The 17,675-nt window shown below is 58.3% G+C and carries 15 protein-coding genes; 8 read left to right on the top strand and 7 right to left on the bottom strand.

The window, feature by feature from the left end; genetic code table 11:
• The first annotated feature begins 12 nt into the window (after positions 1–12).
• Positions 13–1,722, top strand: a complete 1,710-nt coding sequence (locus ACH518_RS01530; protein ID WP_445371608.1) for a DUF885 domain-containing protein — start codon at positions 13–15, stop codon at positions 1,720–1,722.
• 27 nt (positions 1,723–1,749) lie between these two features.
• Here ACH518_RS01530 and ACH518_RS01525 read toward each other — a convergent pair whose 3' ends face one another.
• The 5 genes from ACH518_RS01525 to ACH518_RS01505 all read right to left on the bottom strand — a co-directional run bounded on the left by ACH518_RS01525 (position 1,750) and on the right by ACH518_RS01505 (position 8,205).
• Positions 1,750–1,944 (bottom strand): hypothetical protein, encoded by a 195-nt coding sequence (locus ACH518_RS01525; protein WP_445371607.1) that lies wholly within the window; start codon positions 1,942–1,944, stop codon positions 1,750–1,752.
• A 221-nt stretch (positions 1,945–2,165) separates the two neighbouring features.
• The gene (locus ACH518_RS01520) at positions 2,166–2,741 is read right to left on the bottom strand and encodes a hypothetical protein (RefSeq protein ID WP_445371606.1); all 576 of its coding nucleotides are present in this window, start codon (positions 2,739–2,741) and stop codon (positions 2,166–2,168) included.
• A 169-nt stretch (positions 2,742–2,910) separates the two neighbouring features.
• Positions 2,911–6,795: a tetratricopeptide repeat protein gene (locus tag ACH518_RS01515; RefSeq protein WP_445371605.1), complete on the bottom strand. Its 3,885-nt coding sequence runs from the start codon at positions 6,793–6,795 to the stop codon at positions 2,911–2,913.
• 31 nt (positions 6,796–6,826) lie between these two features.
• Positions 6,827–7,270 (bottom strand): hypothetical protein, encoded by a 444-nt coding sequence (locus ACH518_RS01510; RefSeq protein ID WP_445371604.1) that lies wholly within the window; start codon positions 7,268–7,270, stop codon positions 6,827–6,829.
• Positions 7,271–7,389: 119 nt separating this feature from the next.
• A complete protein-coding gene (locus tag ACH518_RS01505) occupies positions 7,390–8,205 on the bottom strand; it encodes a DUF2797 domain-containing protein (RefSeq protein WP_445371603.1) in 816 nt (271 codons plus the stop codon).
• Positions 8,206–8,276: 71 nt separating this feature from the next.
• Here ACH518_RS01505 and ppa point away from each other — a divergent pair, with 71 nt between their 5' ends.
• Positions 8,277–8,822, top strand: coding sequence for an inorganic diphosphatase (gene ppa, locus ACH518_RS01500; protein ID WP_140912521.1), 546 nt, complete (start codon positions 8,277–8,279; stop codon positions 8,820–8,822).
• Positions 8,823–8,858: 36 nt separating this feature from the next.
• On the opposite strand, the gene ACH518_RS01495 is transcribed toward ppa, so the two are convergent.
• Complete coding sequence (locus tag ACH518_RS01495) at positions 8,859–9,716, bottom strand: transglycosylase SLT domain-containing protein (protein ID WP_445371602.1); 858 nt, start codon at positions 9,714–9,716, stop codon at positions 8,859–8,861.
• Between the two features lie 334 nt (positions 9,717–10,050).
• Positions 10,051–11,403: a sigma-54 interaction domain-containing protein gene (locus tag ACH518_RS01490; RefSeq protein WP_445371601.1), complete on the bottom strand. Its 1,353-nt coding sequence runs from the start codon at positions 11,401–11,403 to the stop codon at positions 10,051–10,053.
• A gap of 291 nt (positions 11,404–11,694) precedes the next feature.
• On the opposite strand from ACH518_RS01490, the gene ACH518_RS01485 reads away from it, so the two are divergent.
• The 6 genes from ACH518_RS01485 (at position 11,695) to ACH518_RS01460 (ending at position 17,667) form a co-directional block, all read left to right on the top strand.
• Positions 11,695–12,384, top strand: coding sequence for an MBL fold metallo-hydrolase (locus ACH518_RS01485; protein WP_445371600.1), 690 nt, complete (start codon positions 11,695–11,697; stop codon positions 12,382–12,384).
• Between the two features lie 10 nt (positions 12,385–12,394).
• Positions 12,395–13,336: a sulfite exporter TauE/SafE family protein gene (locus ACH518_RS01480; RefSeq protein WP_445371599.1), complete on the top strand. Its 942-nt coding sequence runs from the start codon at positions 12,395–12,397 to the stop codon at positions 13,334–13,336.
• A 76-nt stretch (positions 13,337–13,412) separates the two neighbouring features.
• Positions 13,413–15,278: a multicopper oxidase family protein gene (locus ACH518_RS01475; protein WP_445371598.1), complete on the top strand. Its 1,866-nt coding sequence runs from the start codon at positions 13,413–13,415 to the stop codon at positions 15,276–15,278.
• An 83-nt stretch (positions 15,279–15,361) separates the two neighbouring features.
• The gene (cydP, locus tag ACH518_RS01470; RefSeq protein ID WP_445371597.1) at positions 15,362–15,595 is read left to right on the top strand and encodes a cytochrome oxidase putative small subunit CydP; all 234 of its coding nucleotides are present in this window, start codon (positions 15,362–15,364) and stop codon (positions 15,593–15,595) included.
• A complete protein-coding gene (locus tag ACH518_RS01465; RefSeq protein WP_445371596.1) occupies positions 15,585–17,144 on the top strand; it encodes a cytochrome ubiquinol oxidase subunit I in 1,560 nt (519 codons plus the stop codon). The genes cydP and ACH518_RS01465 overlap by 11 nt, the downstream gene beginning before the upstream one ends.
• 10 nt (positions 17,145–17,154) lie before the next feature.
• The gene (locus ACH518_RS01460; RefSeq protein WP_445371595.1) at positions 17,155–17,667 is read left to right on the top strand and encodes an aspartate carbamoyltransferase; all 513 of its coding nucleotides are present in this window, start codon (positions 17,155–17,157) and stop codon (positions 17,665–17,667) included.
• Positions 17,668–17,675: the final 8 nt, after the last annotated feature.

Genomic DNA, 17,675 nt, shown 5'->3' with positions numbered 1-17,675 from the left:
GTGGGAGGCACAATGACTGAGTCTAACCGTTGCAGCCGGACCGGATCGTTTTGGCTAAGTTGTTGGCTGATACTGTTCACACCATGCTCAATTGCGGATGGCAAACCACCCGCCTGGCCAATTTTCGTCGATGAATTCATCGCTGGTTACTTCGAACAACAGCCCACCTTTGCTGCCGAGGCCGGCCGGCACGAGTTCGATGGCCGTTTGCCGGATTGGAGCCCGGAAGGTTTGCGCCGCACCGAACGCTGGCTGGAAGCGCAACGGCTGCAAGCGCTGGCGTATCCGGACCAGGTGCTGACGCCGGCACAACGTTTCGAGCGTGATTATTTGCTGGCGACCGTCGCCAAGGAATTGTTCTGGCGCCAAGTCGCGCGGCGGCCGTTCAAAAGCCCGCAGTTTTATGCCGGCGCGCTGGACCCGAATCTTTACATCAGTCGGCCTTATGCGCCGTTGCCCGAGCGGATGCGGGCGTTTATCGCCTACGCCGGCAACGTACCGCGTGCCGCGGCGCAGATTCGCGCCAATCTGGAACTACCGCTACCGCGCACTTATATCGATATCGGCAAAACCGTGTTCGGCGGCCTAGCCAAGTTTTACGAAGCCGAGGCCAAGGCGGCGTTTGCCGATGTCGTCGACCCAACGCTGCAACGCGACTTCGCCGAACAGGTCGGGCCGGCGGCGCAAGCGCTACGCGAGTTGGTCGACTGGCTGGAGCAGCAAAGGCCGACCGCGACCGACGCTTTCGCGCTGGGACCGGAAAAGTTCAGCCGGATGCTGGCCGACACCGAAGCCGTCGAGATACCCCTGCCGAAACTGGAGCAGATGGGCCGCGCCGATTTACAACGTAATCTAACAGCCCTAAAGCAAGCCTGCCGCCGATTTGCGCCGCAGGCAACCACCGCCGAATGCGTGGCCCAAGCCGAGGTGCACAAACCGCCGGCCGGTCCGGTGGCGGCCGCCACCGAGCAACTCAAGCACTTGAAAGCCTTCGTCGCCGAGCGGCAATTGCTAACAATTCCCAGCGACGACGAAGCAACCGTCGCGCCATCGCCACCCTACGCCCGCTGGAATTTGGCTTACATCGACATTCCGGGGCCTTACGAGCACGGCTTGCCGTCGGTGTATTACGTGGCGCCGCCGGACCCGGGCTGGACCGCGGCGGAGCAGGCTGCCTATCTGCCCGGCCAGGCCAATTTGCTGTTCGTGTCGGCGCACGAAGTCTGGCCCGGCCATTTTCTGCAATTCCTGCACGCCCACCGGGCCGGCTCCAAGTTTGCGCAGTTGTTCGGCAGTTATGCCTTTTCCGAGGGCTGGGCGCATTACGCCGAGGAATTGGTCTGGGAAGCCGGCCTGAACGATGGCGATCCTGAAATCCATATCGGCCAATTGGTCAACGCCTTGTTGCGCGACGTGCGTTTTCTGGCGGCGTTGGGTTTGCACACCCAGGGTTGGAGCGTCGAGCAGGCCGAGCAAATGTTTCGGGAGCAAGCCTTTCGCGACCCTGGCAACGCCCGCCAGCAGGCCGCGCGCGGCACTTTCGATCCAGCCTATCTGAATTACACCTTGGGTAAATTGCTGATTCGGCAATTGCGCGACGACTGGTGCGCCAAGCGCGGCGGCCGCGCCGCCTGGCGCGAATTTCACGACACGTTTTTAAGTTACGGCTCGCCGCCGATTCCGTTGGTCAGCAAGGCAATGTTGGCAGGCGGGGATCGTTAACTCGGCCCTGACGCCGCCGCAGCCGGGTTAGCCGGTCGGGTCCTGGTCCGGAGCTGAACACAACCAGTCCAGACTGGCCGGATCGGCCAGGCCTTGCAGGATGGTGCTCAGGATCAGATCGTCCCAGCAATTCAGTTGGTCCAGCAACGCGTCGGTAGCGGATTCGCCGGCTCGCAGACGGCTTAAAGCCTTCGCCATTGCGGTGGCATTGGCTTGATTCATCAAGTTCAGCGGTTCGGCCTTGCCGTCGCATCAGGTCGAGATTAAACATGTTAAACCTGCCCGTTGCTTTAAAAACACCCGCTTGCCGGGTGGCGATATAGGCCAAATATTGGCAAGACTTCCAGATTTCCGCGGCACTGGGCTCCAGGGCTTGGCATAGCGTCTAGCTTTTTATCAGAGGTTTTCTTGGAGTATTATGGGTGAAATATTTTTAATTAGAGTTACAATTTGTGAAAGTCTTCCCTATTATCTACTTTTGTAAATGTGGCATCCCACTTTCCATCATCTGATTTTGTAAAGCGAGCGACAAGTCCAGTGTAATTTACTCCATTATCTGTTTGTTCTTTTATAGTAAGCCCTTTAAAATTTGGAGTGTCGATGAAACTTAGTAGTTTATCTAAGTCTAAGTCTATTTTATTAAAATTATCAATTTGGCTAATGTCGTCTTTTTTGGTGATTACATTCTGATTTTTTTCTTTAGATTCGTTGTCTGGATTTCTTAAGGCATTAATTTTATCATTTATATTGGACATTCCTCGGTCTAAGGAAGGTCCATGATGTCTGTCGAGATATTTCTTAAAAGTCCAGCTTAAAACCTGTGATGTCACCCAAGCTGTACTTGACAACAGCACTACTTCCCAAGAAATCCAGAAGCTTCCTACGCCTGACTTTAATTCTTGCTTTGAAAAAGGTTCCAATTTATTTAGTAATTCCCGCATATCATTTTTTATTTTTCCTAATTCACTGCTATGTGGTTCGGATTTGAATTTTAGTTCCACTATTATTTTGTTTTTCATAAGTCACCTGTTGTTTGGAAGTTTATGCTTGAATGAGTTTTTCAATTCGTTATTTTTATTGATGTAAAATTAATGAAAAATTGGGTTATAAAGTCTTTTTGATGTGGTTTTCGCGAGCTGTTGTTCTGATCTGAATTTGAAAAACATGTGTTTTATAAGTATGCTCAATTTATTGAGTTATTTTTTCTGTGAAATTTGCTGATACTGGGTCAAGCATCTTTTCTTGATCATTTGATGAATCATTACGAAGCCAATCCAGAGTGGCGGGGTCTTCCAGCGCTTCAAACACCGTGTTCAAAATTAAGCCATCCCAACAATCCAGCTCGTCCAGCAGCGCATCGGCGTTGGTTTCGCCGGCTTGCAACTGGGTCAGCGCATCACCCAACGCGGTGAAATTGGCTTGGTTCAACCAGGCCAGTACTCTGGCTTGGGTTGCGGCGTCGCCGTCGCACCAGGCCAGGATCAAAAACGCGTAATTCTGCAAAAACACTCGGTTGCCTGGATAGGCCTTGTATGCTTCGCGCGCTAGTCGGCGGTAATTGCGGGCTTGCTGCAGCAAGGTGTCGGGGGCGCCGCCGGCCTCGGCTTGCCGGGTGGCTATCTCTGCTAATAGGTGGTAGATTTTCCAGACTTCCGTTATGCCGGGCTCCAGGCCTTGGGATAGCGTCAAGCTTGTTTCGGCCAGTTGCCGGGCTTCGTCCAGCCGTCCGGTCTGGTTTCGCAGCAGATCGGCGAGATTGTTCAATGTTCCTGATAAGTGCAAGTCGTCATTGTCGTCCCGATACTGGTCTATCGCCTTGCGATACCAGGTTTCCGCCGCGGCCGCTTTGCCCTGCGCCTCGTTGACCCGCGCTAATTGATTCCAGGTGCTCGCCGCGCCGCTTTTATCGCCCAAGGCTTCATTGATTTCGGCCGACTTGCGGTAACAGTGTTCGGCATCTTGCCATTGCCGGGCTTCTTGATAGACCCTGCCGAGTTGATACCAAGCCACCGCTTCCATGGCCGGTTCGTTCAGGCTTTGGAACAGGCTTAAGGCCTCTCGGTAGCGATTCAGCGCTTCGTCATGTCGGCCTTCCAGTATCGCCAGCGTGCCTAATTGACCCAACGTCACGCCTTGACCGCGCAAGTCCTGCAATTCTTGATCTATCGCCAAACCATCCAGATAGGCCTGGCGGGCCTCGGCATAGTGGCCCAAATCTCTCAACGCATCGGCCAGATCGGTCAGGCAAGCACCGGTTTGCCGTTTGACATGGTCGCTGGACTCCAATTCGGCCAGCACCGCCAGGGCTTGCTGTTGAAAGTCCGCAGCTAAATTAGGCCGGCCGCCAGCATTAAAACAGCGGCCTATCTGGCCTAAATTTTGCGCCCGCTGGTAACTGGCGGTTTCGCCCAGTTCCGCCAGTACGTGCTCGAAGACTTTTACCGCGTCGGCGATGCGACCGGCGCCAAACAGTTGTTTGCCGCGATTGGTTTGCGCCAGATACCAGGCTTCGGAGCCGACCGTGTTGGCCTGTTGCTCGGCCAGCCGCGCCAGTTCGGCTTGTTCCCGGCGTAAACCGAAAACCCTTAAAAACCAGTTTAGACTATCGGCGAAATCCGCCGCTTGCGGTTCGTCATGCTCGAAAGCACCGCGCACCGCGTACAATAGATTGGGTAGTTCGCGGCGGGCGACGGCGCGGGCGAAATGAGGCTTGCGTTTGTCTTCGTTGGATAAATAATTAGCCAAGCCGTAATAGCGTTGACGATGGGCGGTGGCTAGTGTTTCGCGTTCCGCTTGGTCCAGTTCTGACCACAATAGCGGCGCTAGGGTCGGGTGAAAACGCAGAAACGGCGGATTGACCTCGGGCAGGCTTTCCGCGTTGAGTAACGCGGCGGCTTGTAGTTGTTGGCGCAAGGCCGGCCATGCGGTTTCAGGAATTGCGGTGACGGCCAATAATTCGGGTTCCATCGCGCAGCCCTGAAACACGCCCAGCCGGGGTAGTAAGGCGCGGGCGCGGGCGTCGAGTTTTTCCAGCGACAAATGCAACGATGCCACCAGCGCGGCCGGATGGTCTTCATTCAGCCCGGTGGGGTCTGTCTTATCCAGCAAGGCTTCCAAGCGTCCGCCCAGTTCGGAGATGCGCCGGGTTTTTAACTGGGCGCTGAGTACCCGGATCGATAGCGGATGAAAATCCACCAACGCGAATAACACTACCAGCGCACTGCGCGCCGGTAGCGCTTGGGTCGGCGCCGGTGGCAAGCGGTTCAGTTGCGCGTACCAAGCCAACGCGTCGTCCGGGTTGGCACGGCTGCCCAGGCCGGCCAGTTCGATGGCGAGATGCCGCAAACTGCCTTGAGTGGGGTAGCCGGGGTGGTGAAAGTCCGGGCGGCGGCTGGTCAGCAGCACTCGCGAGCCGCCGGCCTCCGACCAGGCCAGTGCCGCGTCCAGCAGCGGCTTTAAGGCGGCGGCATCCAGACTATCCAGATTGTCCAGAATGATCAAACACGGCGGTGCATTGCGTAGTGCGTCGGTCGCGGCATGCGTATCGGTCAGGCTCTGATCCAACACTACCGACAGCGCTGCGACTGCCACCGCCACGGCATCGCGGCTAGGCGTTTCCGCGTAGTTGACGAACACGGCGCGATGGAACAAGCCGCTGCGCAACAGCCAGCGGCCGGCCTCCAGCGCTAACGCGGTTTTACCCTGGCCGCCGAAGCCGCTGATGCTGATGCGCCGGGCCTGGCCGGCAAAGCCGCGCTCGATTTGCCAGAGTTCGCGGCGGCGGCCGAAGAAACCGGCTTCCGGGCGGGCCGGCAGGAATGGGGGCGCAGCTGGCGGTACGGGCGCTGCGCGTACGGCGCTGAGCAGCGGCGTGTCGGCGCCGCTTTGGTACAGCGTCGGGATGAACCAGTCGTGTAATTTGAGGGTGCGGGTTTGGTTGCCCAGTTGCAATGGGTATTTTTCCGGGTGGTTGTCCAGATAACGCCGGGCCTTATCCAAGGCCAGACCCAGGCTGCGGCCTTTGGCCAGTTCCTGGTAGAACTCGCCTAACAAGGCCTGGGTGGTCTGTACCAGTACCGAATGGCTCATCGCCAGCACAGCTGGAATGCCGGCGGCGGTGAGGCGGGCGGCGACGCTACCCAGCGGTTCGTCGCTGTCGCCGTGGGCGGCGGATTGGCAAGCGGACAGGATCACCAAACCGACTTCTTTACGGTACAGGTATTGGCCCAGCACGGCGGCGGACAGCAGCGCCGATTTACCTTCGCAGTCCTCGAACACTAAATAGCCGGTGTTAGGCGCGCCGCTGGCATCGGCTTCTCGGAAGGAGCCGTGCTCGGCGTGGGCGGCTCTGGCGTTTTTCAGGATGCCGCCGCTTTTATCGAACACGCCGTGACCATCGAAATGCAGGATGTCGATGGCGGGTAGTTGCTCGTCTTCCAGGCGGTTAAGCAGGACGTCCAGCGTGGCTGGGCGCAGAAACTCCACGCTAATCCGTCCCGGCGCGTGCTGGTCTATCGCGTCCAGTATCGCTTCGGCGTCGGCACGCGGATCGATGAAGCCGGCGTCTTCCGGTCGGCTGACTACCATCAGCAAATGCAAGCGGTCTTTGGTTTGGATTTTGAACGGACCGCGGCCTTTATTGGCTCCGGCATAACGGCGACGGATGCTGAGTTTTTCGTGGAACAAAAAGGTGCCGTCCGGCGCTGAAGGGTCGTGCAGCAATTCCCAGGGCAAGCCCAGGATGGCCGGATGGTCGGCGCTGATGGTCAGCAGCCGGGTGTCGCCGGCGGCATCTTGAAAGTCGTTGAACAGGCGTTGCGCTTCGCGTTGACCGAATACCGCATCGAACAGCGCTTTACCTAGCACCGGCAAGCGGGCCTTGATGCGCCGGGCCTCCTGGTCGTCCGGGTCGCCGAGCGCATGAGCTGCGTAGACTTCCACGTACCAGCGCAAGTCTTCATGGTCCCGGACGGTGAGCGGATTGACGAACGGCAGCGCTTTGATTTCGTTGTCGTCCAGCCGGACGATGACGTGCTCCGGATCAGGGAAACGCAAATTGAGTTCTACGGTCATGGCACCTTCCTGGCCGGCGCGGCGTGCGGGATTAGTTTGATTTGCCGCAGTCGTCGCAAATGGCTTTGATGCCGATGCTGGTCAGGGTGTTTAGCACGATCACGGAAATGGCTATCGCCGCTGGATTCAGCGCCGATCCGGCAATGCCCAGTGCGGCCAGCCAGAAATAACTGCGCTCTACGGTGTCCTTGGCGCTGAGGTCTTGCCATTTTTGCCATTGACCTTGCAGATAGCCACCTTCCAGACACAGGTCGTCCCGCAGTTTGCCGCGAAATTTCTCCCAGAACGCGGCAAAACTTTCGCCAGCGGCGCGTTCGACCACGGCGCGTTGCGCGGCATCATCGGGCTGGCCGGATGGCTCGGCGCCTTTGGTTCGGGCCAATGCCGCATCGGCGCCGACGCGGCGTAGCTCGGCGAGTTGGGCTTCCACTTGGTCGGCCAGTTCGGTCAGGGTTTCTGGGGCTAACGGAGTCATGCAGGGTCCTTGAACTCGTGAAGAAATAACCGGGCCTTGGGGCCGGTGCGGCTAACGGCCAAAGTGTAAACCGCCAGTCCGGAAGGCCGCAACTTGCAGGCGACTGCCTTTGCCGAGCGCTAGGTTTGCACTTCTATTTCGTAGCCGGCGTATTTGCGGATGTTGATCACGCCGCTGTCGAAAATCAGATACTGGCCTTTGATGCCGAGCAAGGTGCCGGAGACGGTCGGGTCTTTGTCCATGTTGAAGGATTTGACCTTGGTCGGGTATTCCAGCACCGGATAATTCAGGTTTAGCGCTTCGGCATCGCTGAGCAAGGTCGGCGGTTGGTCGGGGAAACCTTCGGTTATCGAAGCCAGTTCGGATTGGCACTTGCCAAGCAGCTCGTCGCGCAAGGCCGGCAGGTCGAGCTCGACGGTGTTGTTTTTCAGCATTTGTTGCCAACTGGTCTTGTCGCTGACGTGGGCTGCCAGCGCGACTTCGATCAGGCCGGACAAGTGGCGGGAGGCGACTTCGAATACCGGGATGGCTTGCACGGCGCCCTGGTCGATCCAGCGGGTCGGGATTTGCGAGCGGCGGGTGATGCCGACTTTGATGCCGGACGAGTTGGCCAGATAGACGATATGCGGCTGGAAGCAAAATTCCTCGCCCCAGCTCGGTTCGCGGCAGGTGCCGGCGGCGTAGTGGCAGGTTTCCGGCTTCATGATGCACATGTCGCATTGCGCCAGTTTGATGAAGCAGGGGTAGCAATAGCCCTGGTTGAAGCTTTTGTTGGTCTTTTTCGCGCAATGCACGCAAAAGATTTTGCCGGTGTGGCGCAGCGTCAACGGCTTGCCCAGCAGCGGATTTAACGGGAGTTGTTGCTCGCCCACCGGCAAGCTGTATTGCACCGGGCTGGCCAGTTCGCTGCGCATTTTTTCCAGACTGCCTATCACTCGATTAATCCTGTTTCAGCGGTAACGGCGGCTATAATGACAGCGTTTCCAGCTTACTCAAAGAGGATTTGATGTCATTCATGCAAGTGGCCGCGGGCGGCAATATTCCCTACGAAATTAACGTCGTCGTCGAAATTCCGGCGTTCAGCGATCCGGTCAAATACGAAGTGGACAAACACACCGGCGCCTTGACGGTAGACCGTTTCATGGGCACCGCGATGCAGTATCCGTGCAATTACGGTTACATCCCGCAGACTTTATCCGAGGACGGCGACCCGGTGGACGTGATGATCATTACCCCGGCGCCGTTGTTGAGCGGCTGCGTGATCAACTGCCGTCCGGTCGGGATTCTGAAGATGATAGACGAGGCCGGCCCGGACCCGAAATTGCTGGCGGTACCGATGCCGCGTCTGACGCCGTTTTACAACCACGTCACCGACTACCGCGATTTACAGCCGGACAAGCTGGCCAAAATCACCCATTTCTTCCAGCATTACAAAGATTTGGAAGAAGGCAAATGGGTCAGTGTGGAAGGTTGGGGCGGGGTGGAAGATGCTAGGCAGGAGATCATGGCCAGCGTGGCCCGCTATAAACAGTCGCATAGCAGCCGCGGCTGAGCGGCCGCTCCGGCAACCATCGCGCAGATTGCCGGGCTAGGTTTTTTGTTCGATGGTGAGTTTGGTTTGCAGTTGTTCCGGCGGTACCGGGTGAGTCGGTTTCTGGTAGGAAGCCAGAATATGCTTCACATAATTGCGGGTTTCCTGGTACGGCGGGATGCCCTGGTAACGCTCGACGGCGCCTTCGCCGGCGTTGTAGGCGGCCAGGACCAGATCGACCTTGCCTTCGAAATGGCGCAACAGCCAGTGCAGATAAGCGGTGCCGCCCTTGATGTTTTGAATCGGATTGAAGCTGTCTTTGACGCCGAAGCGTTCGGCGGTGGCCGGAATCAGTTGCATCAGGCCTTGGGCGTTTTTATTGGATAAGGCGCTGGGGTTGAAAGCCGATTCGGCTTGAATCACCGCCATGACCAAGGCCGGATCGATGCTGTAGACCGGGGCGATTTGCTTGACCCAGCTTTCCACCAGCTCGCGGTTCGGATTCGGCGCCGCAACCAGTTTGATCTCGGGTTCTACCGGCGGCGGTTGGCAGGCCGGATCGTTGGTCGGGATCGCATCGCCGAAACGGGTCAGCATCTTTTTGGCATGGGTGTCGCCGCGGTCGGCGGCCTGTTTGAACCAGTGGCTGGCCAGCGGCAGGCTGCGGGCGACGCCGCGGCCGTTGAAATACATGAAGCCGATGCTGTAAGCCGACTCGGCGTCGCCTTGCAGCGCGGCTTGGCAGTACATGTCGAAGGCTTGGCGGTAGTCTTGTTTGACGAGGCGGCCGTGTTCGAAATCGGCTGCGGTTTGGCGGATTTGGGCCAGATTGACGGGGTTTGCCTGGTCGGCGCCGGCTGGGGCGTTAGCCAGAACCAACAAGAGTGCCGTTAGGGCGTGGCGTTTCAAGTTCATAAAAATCTCGTTCTGTATTGCTGTGACAAGGCTTTGTGCAAGCCCGGCCGGAAAAGGATGAAACGTCATCCTCCAAGCTTCCAGCTACCGTATACATTGCAAGTGCTTGATCGCCCATCCGGCCGAATCTCCCTGCATTTGCGCCATGCGCCGCATTTGCGGCGCCGCAGCTCCCGTCGGCTCGGAATGCCAACAAATTCAAGCTGTTTCGCACTATACCCACCCAATCGACTAGGCAATATTGCCCATATGGGCAATTCGGTCGACCGACTATACCACAGCGCGGCGACGCGCCAAACATTCGCCTGGCGTCGCCGCGGCGGCGGGCAACACCTCAAAGTCCGTATTTTTTGCGTTTACGCCAGAATGTGGCGCGGCTCATGCCGGCATAGCGCGCCGCTTGCTCCAGATTGCCGGCGCCGATTTCCAAGGCTTCGCGGATCAGCGCCGCTTCGGCGGCCGGTTTCGGTCGCGATAGCGGTTGGGTCGGTTGCGGCATCGGCGGACGGACCGGCTCGCGGAATTCCGGCGGCAGATCGGCGATGCCCAACTCGCCGCCGCGACCGACCGCATAGGCGTATTCGACTACGTTATTCAATTCCCTGACATTGCCGGGCCAATCATAATCCAACAACAAGCGCATCGCTTCCGGCGCGATGCGGTCTACGAAACGATGGCCCTGCAGATTGTGCCGATTGATCAGGTGCTGTAACAGCAGGCCGATATCGAGCCGGCGTTCCCGCAACGGCGGCAGAAAGATCGGCACCACTCGCAACCGATACATTAAATCCTCGCGGAAACGGCCGGCCTTGACTTCTTCCCGCAACGAGCGGTGGGTGGCAGCGATGATGCGGACATCGACGCTGACCGGGTGGTCGCCGCCGACAGGAATGAAATTGCGTTCCTGCAACACCCGCAGCAACTTGGCTTGCAACTCCAGCGGCAGCTCGGCAATTTCGTCCAGAAACAGGGTGCCGCCGTTGGCGCGCTGAAACAGCCCGGCGTGGTTGCGCATCGCCCCGGTAAAGGCGCCCTTGACGTGGCCGAACAGTTCGCTTTCCAGCAGGCTCGGGGTCAGCGCCGCGCAATTGATCGCCAGAAACGGCTGGTAGTGGCGCGGACTTTCCAGATGCAGCGCGTGCGCGACCATTTCCTTGCCGGTACCGGATTCGCCGCGGATCAATACCGTGGCTTCGGTTGCCGCGACGTTGCGGATGATTTGGATCGCTTCCAGCATTTTCGGATCGCGGGTCAGAATGCCGTGGAAGGTTTCCCCCGTCGGCAGCGGCAATCCCGCGGTTTGATGTTGCGGCTGCAGATATTCGATCGCGCCGGCGAAGTTGCCGGCATTGTCGTAAAAGGCTTTGGCGGTGCGGTAGCAATCCAGCGTCCGCCCGTCCGGATGGCGGACGCGGACCGCTTGAGCTTTGACGATGCCAAGTTGGGCCAGATTGCACGGGTCGTTAGCGTTGTCGCAATTCAAAGCGGTTTTGCACGGTTTGCCTACCGCACTCGCGGCGCTCAAGCCTAGTAGTTGTTCGGCCCCTTTGCTCCACAGCAGGATGTCGCTGTTGGCGTCGACGATGAACACCGCGCCGGTTTCTAATAAATCGGTCATCACCTCCAGCACTTGATCGGCGCCGATTTGCCCAAGCCAGCGTTTTAGCTGTGGTGAGGAAAAGGCCATGTGTTTGCTCCGTAATGTTTCAAGTTTTGTTTCAAGTGTATCACTGCTGTTTCAGTGTTTCATTTTGAAACACAGCGCCAGCGGCCAGCCGGCGCCGATTGGATCGGTTACCGGCAGTCGGAGACAACCAAGCGAGATTTTTTAGTCAAAACAAATGTCTAGCTCTGGCGGTTCCTGCCGCTGCGGCCTGAACCTCGCGCTGGCGGTTTGCGAACCGGCATGGTGAAACTGGCATGAGTCTTGATATAGAAACATTAACTTATTCTTATTTTGCGATAAACGGAGCAGGTCATGATTTTCAGACAACTCTTCGAAACCGAAACCGCCACTTATAGCTATTTGCTCGGTTGCGAGCGGACCCGTCGCGCTTGCCTGATCGATCCGGTGGCGTCGGAATTGCCGCTGTACCTGGAGCTGTTGCAAAGTCTGGATTTGAAACTGGTTTACACCCTGGAAACCCACGTTCACGCCGACCACATTACCGGTTCCGGCTTGCTGCGGGAAAAGGTCGGCAGCAAAAGCGTGGTGCACCGCGATGCCGGCGCAATGTGCGCCGACTTGCTGGTGACGGACGGCGTGCCGTTGCAGGTCGGCGATTTGCAACTGGAAGTCCGGCATACGCCCGGCCATACCAACGGCTGCGTCAGTTACGTGATGGCGGACCGGGTCTTCACCGGCGACGCCTTGCTGATCGGCGGCAGCGGCCGGACCGATTTTCAACAAGGCGATGCCGGTCAGCTATACGACAGCATCACCGGCAAACTGTTTACCCTGCCGCCCGATACTCTGGTTTATCCCGGCCACGACTACCAAGGCAATACCGTTTCCACCATCAAACAGGAGATGGCGAAAAATCCGCGTTTGGGCGGCGGCAAGAGCCGCGACGAGTTCATCGCCATCATGAGCGAACTGAAACTGGCCTATCCGAAATTCATCGACCAAGCCTTGCCCGCCAACCAGGCGTGCGGTTCGTTGAGTTAGGAGCGCTGAGATGCTGACCGTTCTGGGTTTGGCGATCGGAATTGGCTTGCTGCTCGGCTTGCTGGGTGGTGGCGGTTCGATTTTGACCGTGCCGATGCTGGTGTACGTGTTGCAGGTGGCGCCGAAGACCGCAATCGCCACGTCGTTCGTCGTGGTCGGCGTCTCCAGCCTGATGGCATTGATACCGCATGCCCGGCGCGGCCACGTCTGCTGGAAAAGCGCCGTCGTGTTCGGCATTGCCGGCATGGGCGGCGCCTTTGGCGGCGGGCGTCTGGCCGGCCATATCTCGGGAGACTGGCTGATGGTGTTGTTCGGCCTGGTCACGCTGACTACCGGTCTGGCGATGATCTTAAAAAAAGCGGCGGCGGAGCCTGCGCATAACCTGCAGCCGTTGCCGATGTGCCCGTTGCGGACGCCGGTGTCGCGGCTGCTGTTCGACGGCGCTCTGGTCGGCGGCTTGACCGGTTTGGTCGGCGTCGGCGGCGGCTTTCTGATCGTACCAGCGTTGACGCTCTGGGTCGGCTTGCCGATGCCGGCGGCGATCGGTACCTCGTTGTTGGTGATCGTAATGAATGCGGTGGCCGGTTTCAGCGGTTATATCAACCATGCCGAACTGGATTTGGCGTTGACGGCGGTGGTGACGGTCGGCGCCGTGGCCGGTAGCGGCTTGGGCGCCTGGCTGTCGAATTTTCTCAGTGCGGCCGTTTTGCGTCGCGGCTTCGGCTGGTTTGTGGTGTTGGTGGCGATTTACGTGCTGTCGCAGGCTTTAACCGGCGAGGTGTGGTCCGCGGTATCCGCGGTGCAATTGGACGAGATCATCGCCGAAAAACGGCTCTGGGGCGGGCTGGCTGCGGCAGCGTTACTGGCATGGATAGGCCGGCGCATTCATCGTCTTCGGCCGGACGCCGACGAGGTGAAGCGCCAAACCGGCTCAAAAATTAGAGTAGTCTAATATTTGTTAAGTCTGACTGATTAAGCGCTATCCGCTCGGGGTGGCAATAACTAGAAAAACGTAACAGGAGGGGGACATGTTAAATAAATTCAATAAATCGCGCCGGCAATTCTTTGCCCAAAGCGGAGTGGGTTTGTTGGCTTACGCCAGCATGCCCGGCTGGTTGCGGGCGATGGAGAACATGGGCGAGATGCCGAAAATGGCGCCGTTCAAGGCATCACCGAACTTTCATCCGGATGTCGAGTTGGACTTGTTCTGCCGGCCGTCTGATGTCGCGATTCTGCCCGGCCAAACCACCCGGGTGCAACGCTACTTCGCCAAACTAGTGAAAGGTCCGGCCGATACTCTGGCCGAAATCCCGGGTTCCTACCTCGGGCCGCTGATGCGCTTCGAAAAAGGCCAGAAAATCCGTATCAACCTACACAATCAGCTCGACGAGCCGACCATCACCCATTGGCACGGCTTGCACGTACCGGCGGAAATGGACGGCCACCCACTTTATGCGATCGACAAAGGCCAGAGCTTCGTCTATGAATTCGAGATGCTGAATCGGGCCAGCATGAATATCTACCACCCGCATCCGCACAATATAACCGCCAAGCAGGTTTACCACGGTCTGGCCGGGGCGATATTGGTCAACGATACCGAAGAGAGGCGGTTGGAGTTGCCGAGCGGCGAATACGAAGTGCCGATCGTGATTCAGGACCGCCGCTTCGACGCCAGCAACCAATTGCAATATGTGCACGGCATGCACGACCGGATGATGGGATTTTACGGCGACCGCATCCTGGTCAACGGCAAATCCGATTTTCAGCTCGACGTCGCCAGTCGGGCTTACCGTTTCCGCGTCCTCAACGGCTCAACGGCGCGCATTTACAAGCTGGCCTGGGACGACAATACCCCGTTGACCGTCATCGGCACCGATGGCGGCTTGTTGGAAGTGCCTGTCAACAAACCTTACGTGATGCTGGCCCCCGGCGAACGTCTGGATATCTGGGCGGATTTCAGCGGGCGTAAAGTCGGCTCGCAACTGGTACTGCGCAGTCGTTCTTTTTCCGGCGCGTTGCCGAAAATGGCCGAGCGGATGATGAGCGGCATGGGCGGCGGCGAACACGGCGGCGGCCGCGGCATGGGTATGCACGCCAATGCCTTGCCGATGGGAAGTGACTATCCGATTTTCATGGTCAAAGTAACGCGCTCAGTCGGCGACAGCCCGAAATTGCCCGACAGTCTGGCGCAAATCAAACGTTACACATTGCACGACGCCGCCAATCCCGATAAACCGGTGCCGATCGGCATCTCCGAAGGGCCGATGCGAATGGTGTTGAACGGCCGGCCCTACGCGTATAACGACATCCTGCCCAGCGAACGGATTCCGTTCAATACCGTGCAACTGATGGAAATATTCCACGCCCACGGCGGCAGCGGCGGGCATGGCGACAAAGCCGGCGGCGAACACGGCGCCGAGTCGGGCAAACCGCAAGGCATGCGCCACGGCAACCAGGGCGAAGCCGGCGGCCGGCGCATGGGTGGGATGGGGATGGGCGGCATGAACCACGGCGGTGGCCAGGACGAGGGCGGCCATAAAATGGGCATGATGCGAGGCATGGATCATGGCGGCGAAGGTAAAGGCGGCGACCACCAAATGGGCGGAATGGGCGGCAATATGGGCATGATGATGTCGATGGCGCATCCTATCCATCTGCACGGCCAATATTTTCAGATCCTGAGCCGTACTGTCGGTATGGGCGAAGGCGACGGTTACGCCACGGTCAAAGACGGTTTCATCGAAGGCGGCTGGAAGGATACCGTGTTGGTCATGCCCGGCGAGCGGGTACGCATCATCAAGCCGTTCCAGGATTTCAAGGGTTTGTTCATGTACCACTGCCATAATCTGGAACACGAAGACATGGGCATGATGCGCGACTTTTCAGTCGAGTAGCTGCAAACCCGTTCGGCGGTAGAGATCCGGTCCGGCCGGTTTCTGCCGCCTATCCGCGACCAATCGATCCCCAGGAGGCCGTCATGAACGACGCTAGCCCAGACCGTCCGCTTTTGCCGAAAACAAGCGCCTTGCGCTGGGAAATCGGCGCCGCAATCGGCATCAAATTGCTTTTGTTGGTCGGCTTGTGGTTTTTGATTTTCCGCTGGCAGGAACGTCCGGTCGCTAAACCCGATATCGCCGCGCATCTGGCTTTACCCGCGGCGACTCAGCCATTTTCTTCACAACCCGTAAAGGAGTCCGATCATGTTCGGTGACGATATTGTCATGCTCTCGCGGATGCAGTTCGGCCTGACCGCGCTGTACCACTTTCTGTTCGTGCCGCTGACGCTGGGCATGACCTTTATTCTCGGCATCATGGAATCGGTTTACGTGATGACCGGTAAAGCAGTCTATAAGGACATGGTCAAATTCTGGGGCAAACTGTTCGGCATCAATTTCGCGATGGGGGTTACCACCGGCCTGACGCTGGAATTTCAGTTCGGTACCAACTGGGCTTATTACTCGCACTACGTCGGCGACATCTTCGGGCCTCTATTGGCTGCCGAAGGCTGGATGGCGTTCTTTCTGGAATCGACCTTCGTCGGTTTGTTCTTCTTCGGCTGGGACCGATTGAGCAAGGTGCAGCATCTAATGGTGACCTGGTTACTGGCGGTCGGCACCAGCCTGTCGGCGCTATGGATTCTGATCGCCAACGGCTGGATGCAGCACCCGGTCGGCGCCGAATTCAATTACGAAACCTTGCGCATGGAGATGGCCAGCTTCGCCGACGTGTTCTTCAACCCGGTGGCGCAGGTCAAGTTCGTGCATACCGTCGCCGCCGGTTACGTCACCGGCTCGATGTTCGTGCTCGGCATCAGTTCCTGGTATTTGCTGAACCAACGCGACATCGGCTTCGCCCGCCGCTCGTTTTCGATCGCCTCGGCCTTTGGGTTGGCGTCGGTGTTGTCGGTGATCGTACTCGGCGACGAGAGCGGTTATACCTCCGGCGAAACCCAAAAAATCAAGTTGGCGGCGATCGAATCGGAATGGGACACCCATCCGGCGCCGGCCAGCTTCACCGTGTTCGGCTTTCCGGACCAGGAAAACGAGCGCACCGATTTTGCGATCAAAATTCCCTATGTGCTGGGCCTGATCGCGACTCGCTCGATCGACGAGGATGTCAAAGGCTTGAAGGATTTGCGCCAGGAAAGCGCCGAGCGGATCAAAAGCGGCATGATTGCCTACGGCGAGTTGCAGAAACTGCGCGCCGGCGATTTGAGCGCCAAACCGGCCTTCGAGGCGCATAAAGCCGATCTCGGTTACGGTCTGCTCCTGAAAAAATACACCGGCCAGGTGATCGATGCCGACGCGGCGATGATCCAACAAGCCGCCAACGACACGATTCCCCAGGTGGCGCCGCTGTTCTGGACCTTCCGCATCATGGTTGCCTGCGGTTTCACGCTGCTGTTCATCTTTGCCATGAGCTTCTACTACTGCGCGACCCGCGTTGCGGACCAGAAGTGCTGGCTAATGCGGATGGCGGTCTGGTGTATCCCGTTGCCGTGGATCGCCGCCGAAACCGGCTGGTTCGTCGCCGAATACGGCCGCCAACCCTGGACTATCTCCGGCGTGTTGCCGACCCACATGAGCGTGTCGAGTCTGAGTGCGGATCAGCTTTGGTTCAGTATCGGTGGCTTTGCCTTGTTCTACACTGTGCTGCTCATCATCGAGATGTACCTGATGCTGAAATATGTACGCTTGGGGCCCAGCAGTTTGCATACCGGCCGCTATTATTTCGAACAATCTGCGGCGCTGGCCCATTAAGGAGGAGCTCGTGAAAAACATCGTATCGATCATAACGCTGGCGGCGTTGGCTAACGTCGCCCTGGCCATCCCGCCGGTCGACCCGGCCCGGCTGGATCAAGTGGAGCAACGCGGCAGCCAGGTGATGCCGTTTGCGCTGGACAAAACCCTGCACGTGTTTACCCCATCGCCGAGCGGCGGCGTGCAGCAAGTGCTGGCGAAAAATGCCGGCGATGCCGATCAGATCGGTCTAATCCGCCAGCATTTGATCCATTTGGCGGCGGGTTTCGGCCGCGGCGATTTTTCCGGGCCGCGCCGAATTCACGGCGACGACATGCCCGGCGTGCAGGCCTTGAGCGCGGCGGAGGGGAAGGTGGTTTATCAATACCGCGAATTGCCCAACGGTGCCGAGATCGAATTCCAAACCGCCGAACCGGCCCTGGTCGAGGCGATACATGCCTATTTCGCGGCCCAGCTCAGCGACCACGCCCGCCATGCCATGCCGGGCGGCCATGTCCCGCATCACGACCATCCGCGCCAATAATTTCGGGA

Source organism: Methylomonas sp. HW2-6 (assembly GCF_052474525.1).
This window is presented reverse-complemented; position numbering and strand designations above follow the sequence as displayed.

Bases quoted from the DNA above. Each gene is read 5' to 3' on its own strand.
- ACH518_RS01530 (WP_445371608.1), top strand. From the start codon at position 13: ATGACTGAGTCTAACCGTTGCAGCCGGACCGGATCGTTTTGGCTAAGT.
- ACH518_RS01525 (WP_445371607.1), bottom strand. From the start codon at position 1,944: ATGAATCAAGCCAATGCCACCGCAATGGCGAAGGCTTTAAGCCGTCTG.
- ACH518_RS01520 (WP_445371606.1), bottom strand. From the start codon at position 2,741: ATGAAAAACAAAATAATAGTGGAACTAAAATTCAAATCCGAACCACAT.
- ACH518_RS01515 (WP_445371605.1), bottom strand. From the start codon at position 6,795: ATGACCGTAGAACTCAATTTGCGTTTCCCTGATCCGGAGCACGTCATC.
- ACH518_RS01510 (WP_445371604.1), bottom strand. From the start codon at position 7,270: ATGACTCCGTTAGCCCCAGAAACCCTGACCGAACTGGCCGACCAAGTG.
- ppa (WP_140912521.1), top strand. From the start codon at position 8,277: ATGTCATTCATGCAAGTGGCCGCGGGCGGCAATATTCCCTACGAAATT.
- ACH518_RS01495 (WP_445371602.1), bottom strand. From the start codon at position 9,716: ATGAACTTGAAACGCCACGCCCTAACGGCACTCTTGTTGGTTCTGGCT.
- ACH518_RS01490 (WP_445371601.1), bottom strand. From the start codon at position 11,403: ATGGCCTTTTCCTCACCACAGCTAAAACGCTGGCTTGGGCAAATCGGC.
- ACH518_RS01485 (WP_445371600.1), top strand. From the start codon at position 11,695: ATGATTTTCAGACAACTCTTCGAAACCGAAACCGCCACTTATAGCTAT.
- ACH518_RS01480 (WP_445371599.1), top strand. From the start codon at position 12,395: ATGCTGACCGTTCTGGGTTTGGCGATCGGAATTGGCTTGCTGCTCGGC.
- ACH518_RS01475 (WP_445371598.1), top strand. From the start codon at position 13,413: ATGTTAAATAAATTCAATAAATCGCGCCGGCAATTCTTTGCCCAAAGC.
- cydP (WP_445371597.1), top strand. From the start codon at position 15,362: ATGAACGACGCTAGCCCAGACCGTCCGCTTTTGCCGAAAACAAGCGCC.
- ACH518_RS01465 (WP_445371596.1), top strand. From the start codon at position 15,585: ATGTTCGGTGACGATATTGTCATGCTCTCGCGGATGCAGTTCGGCCTG.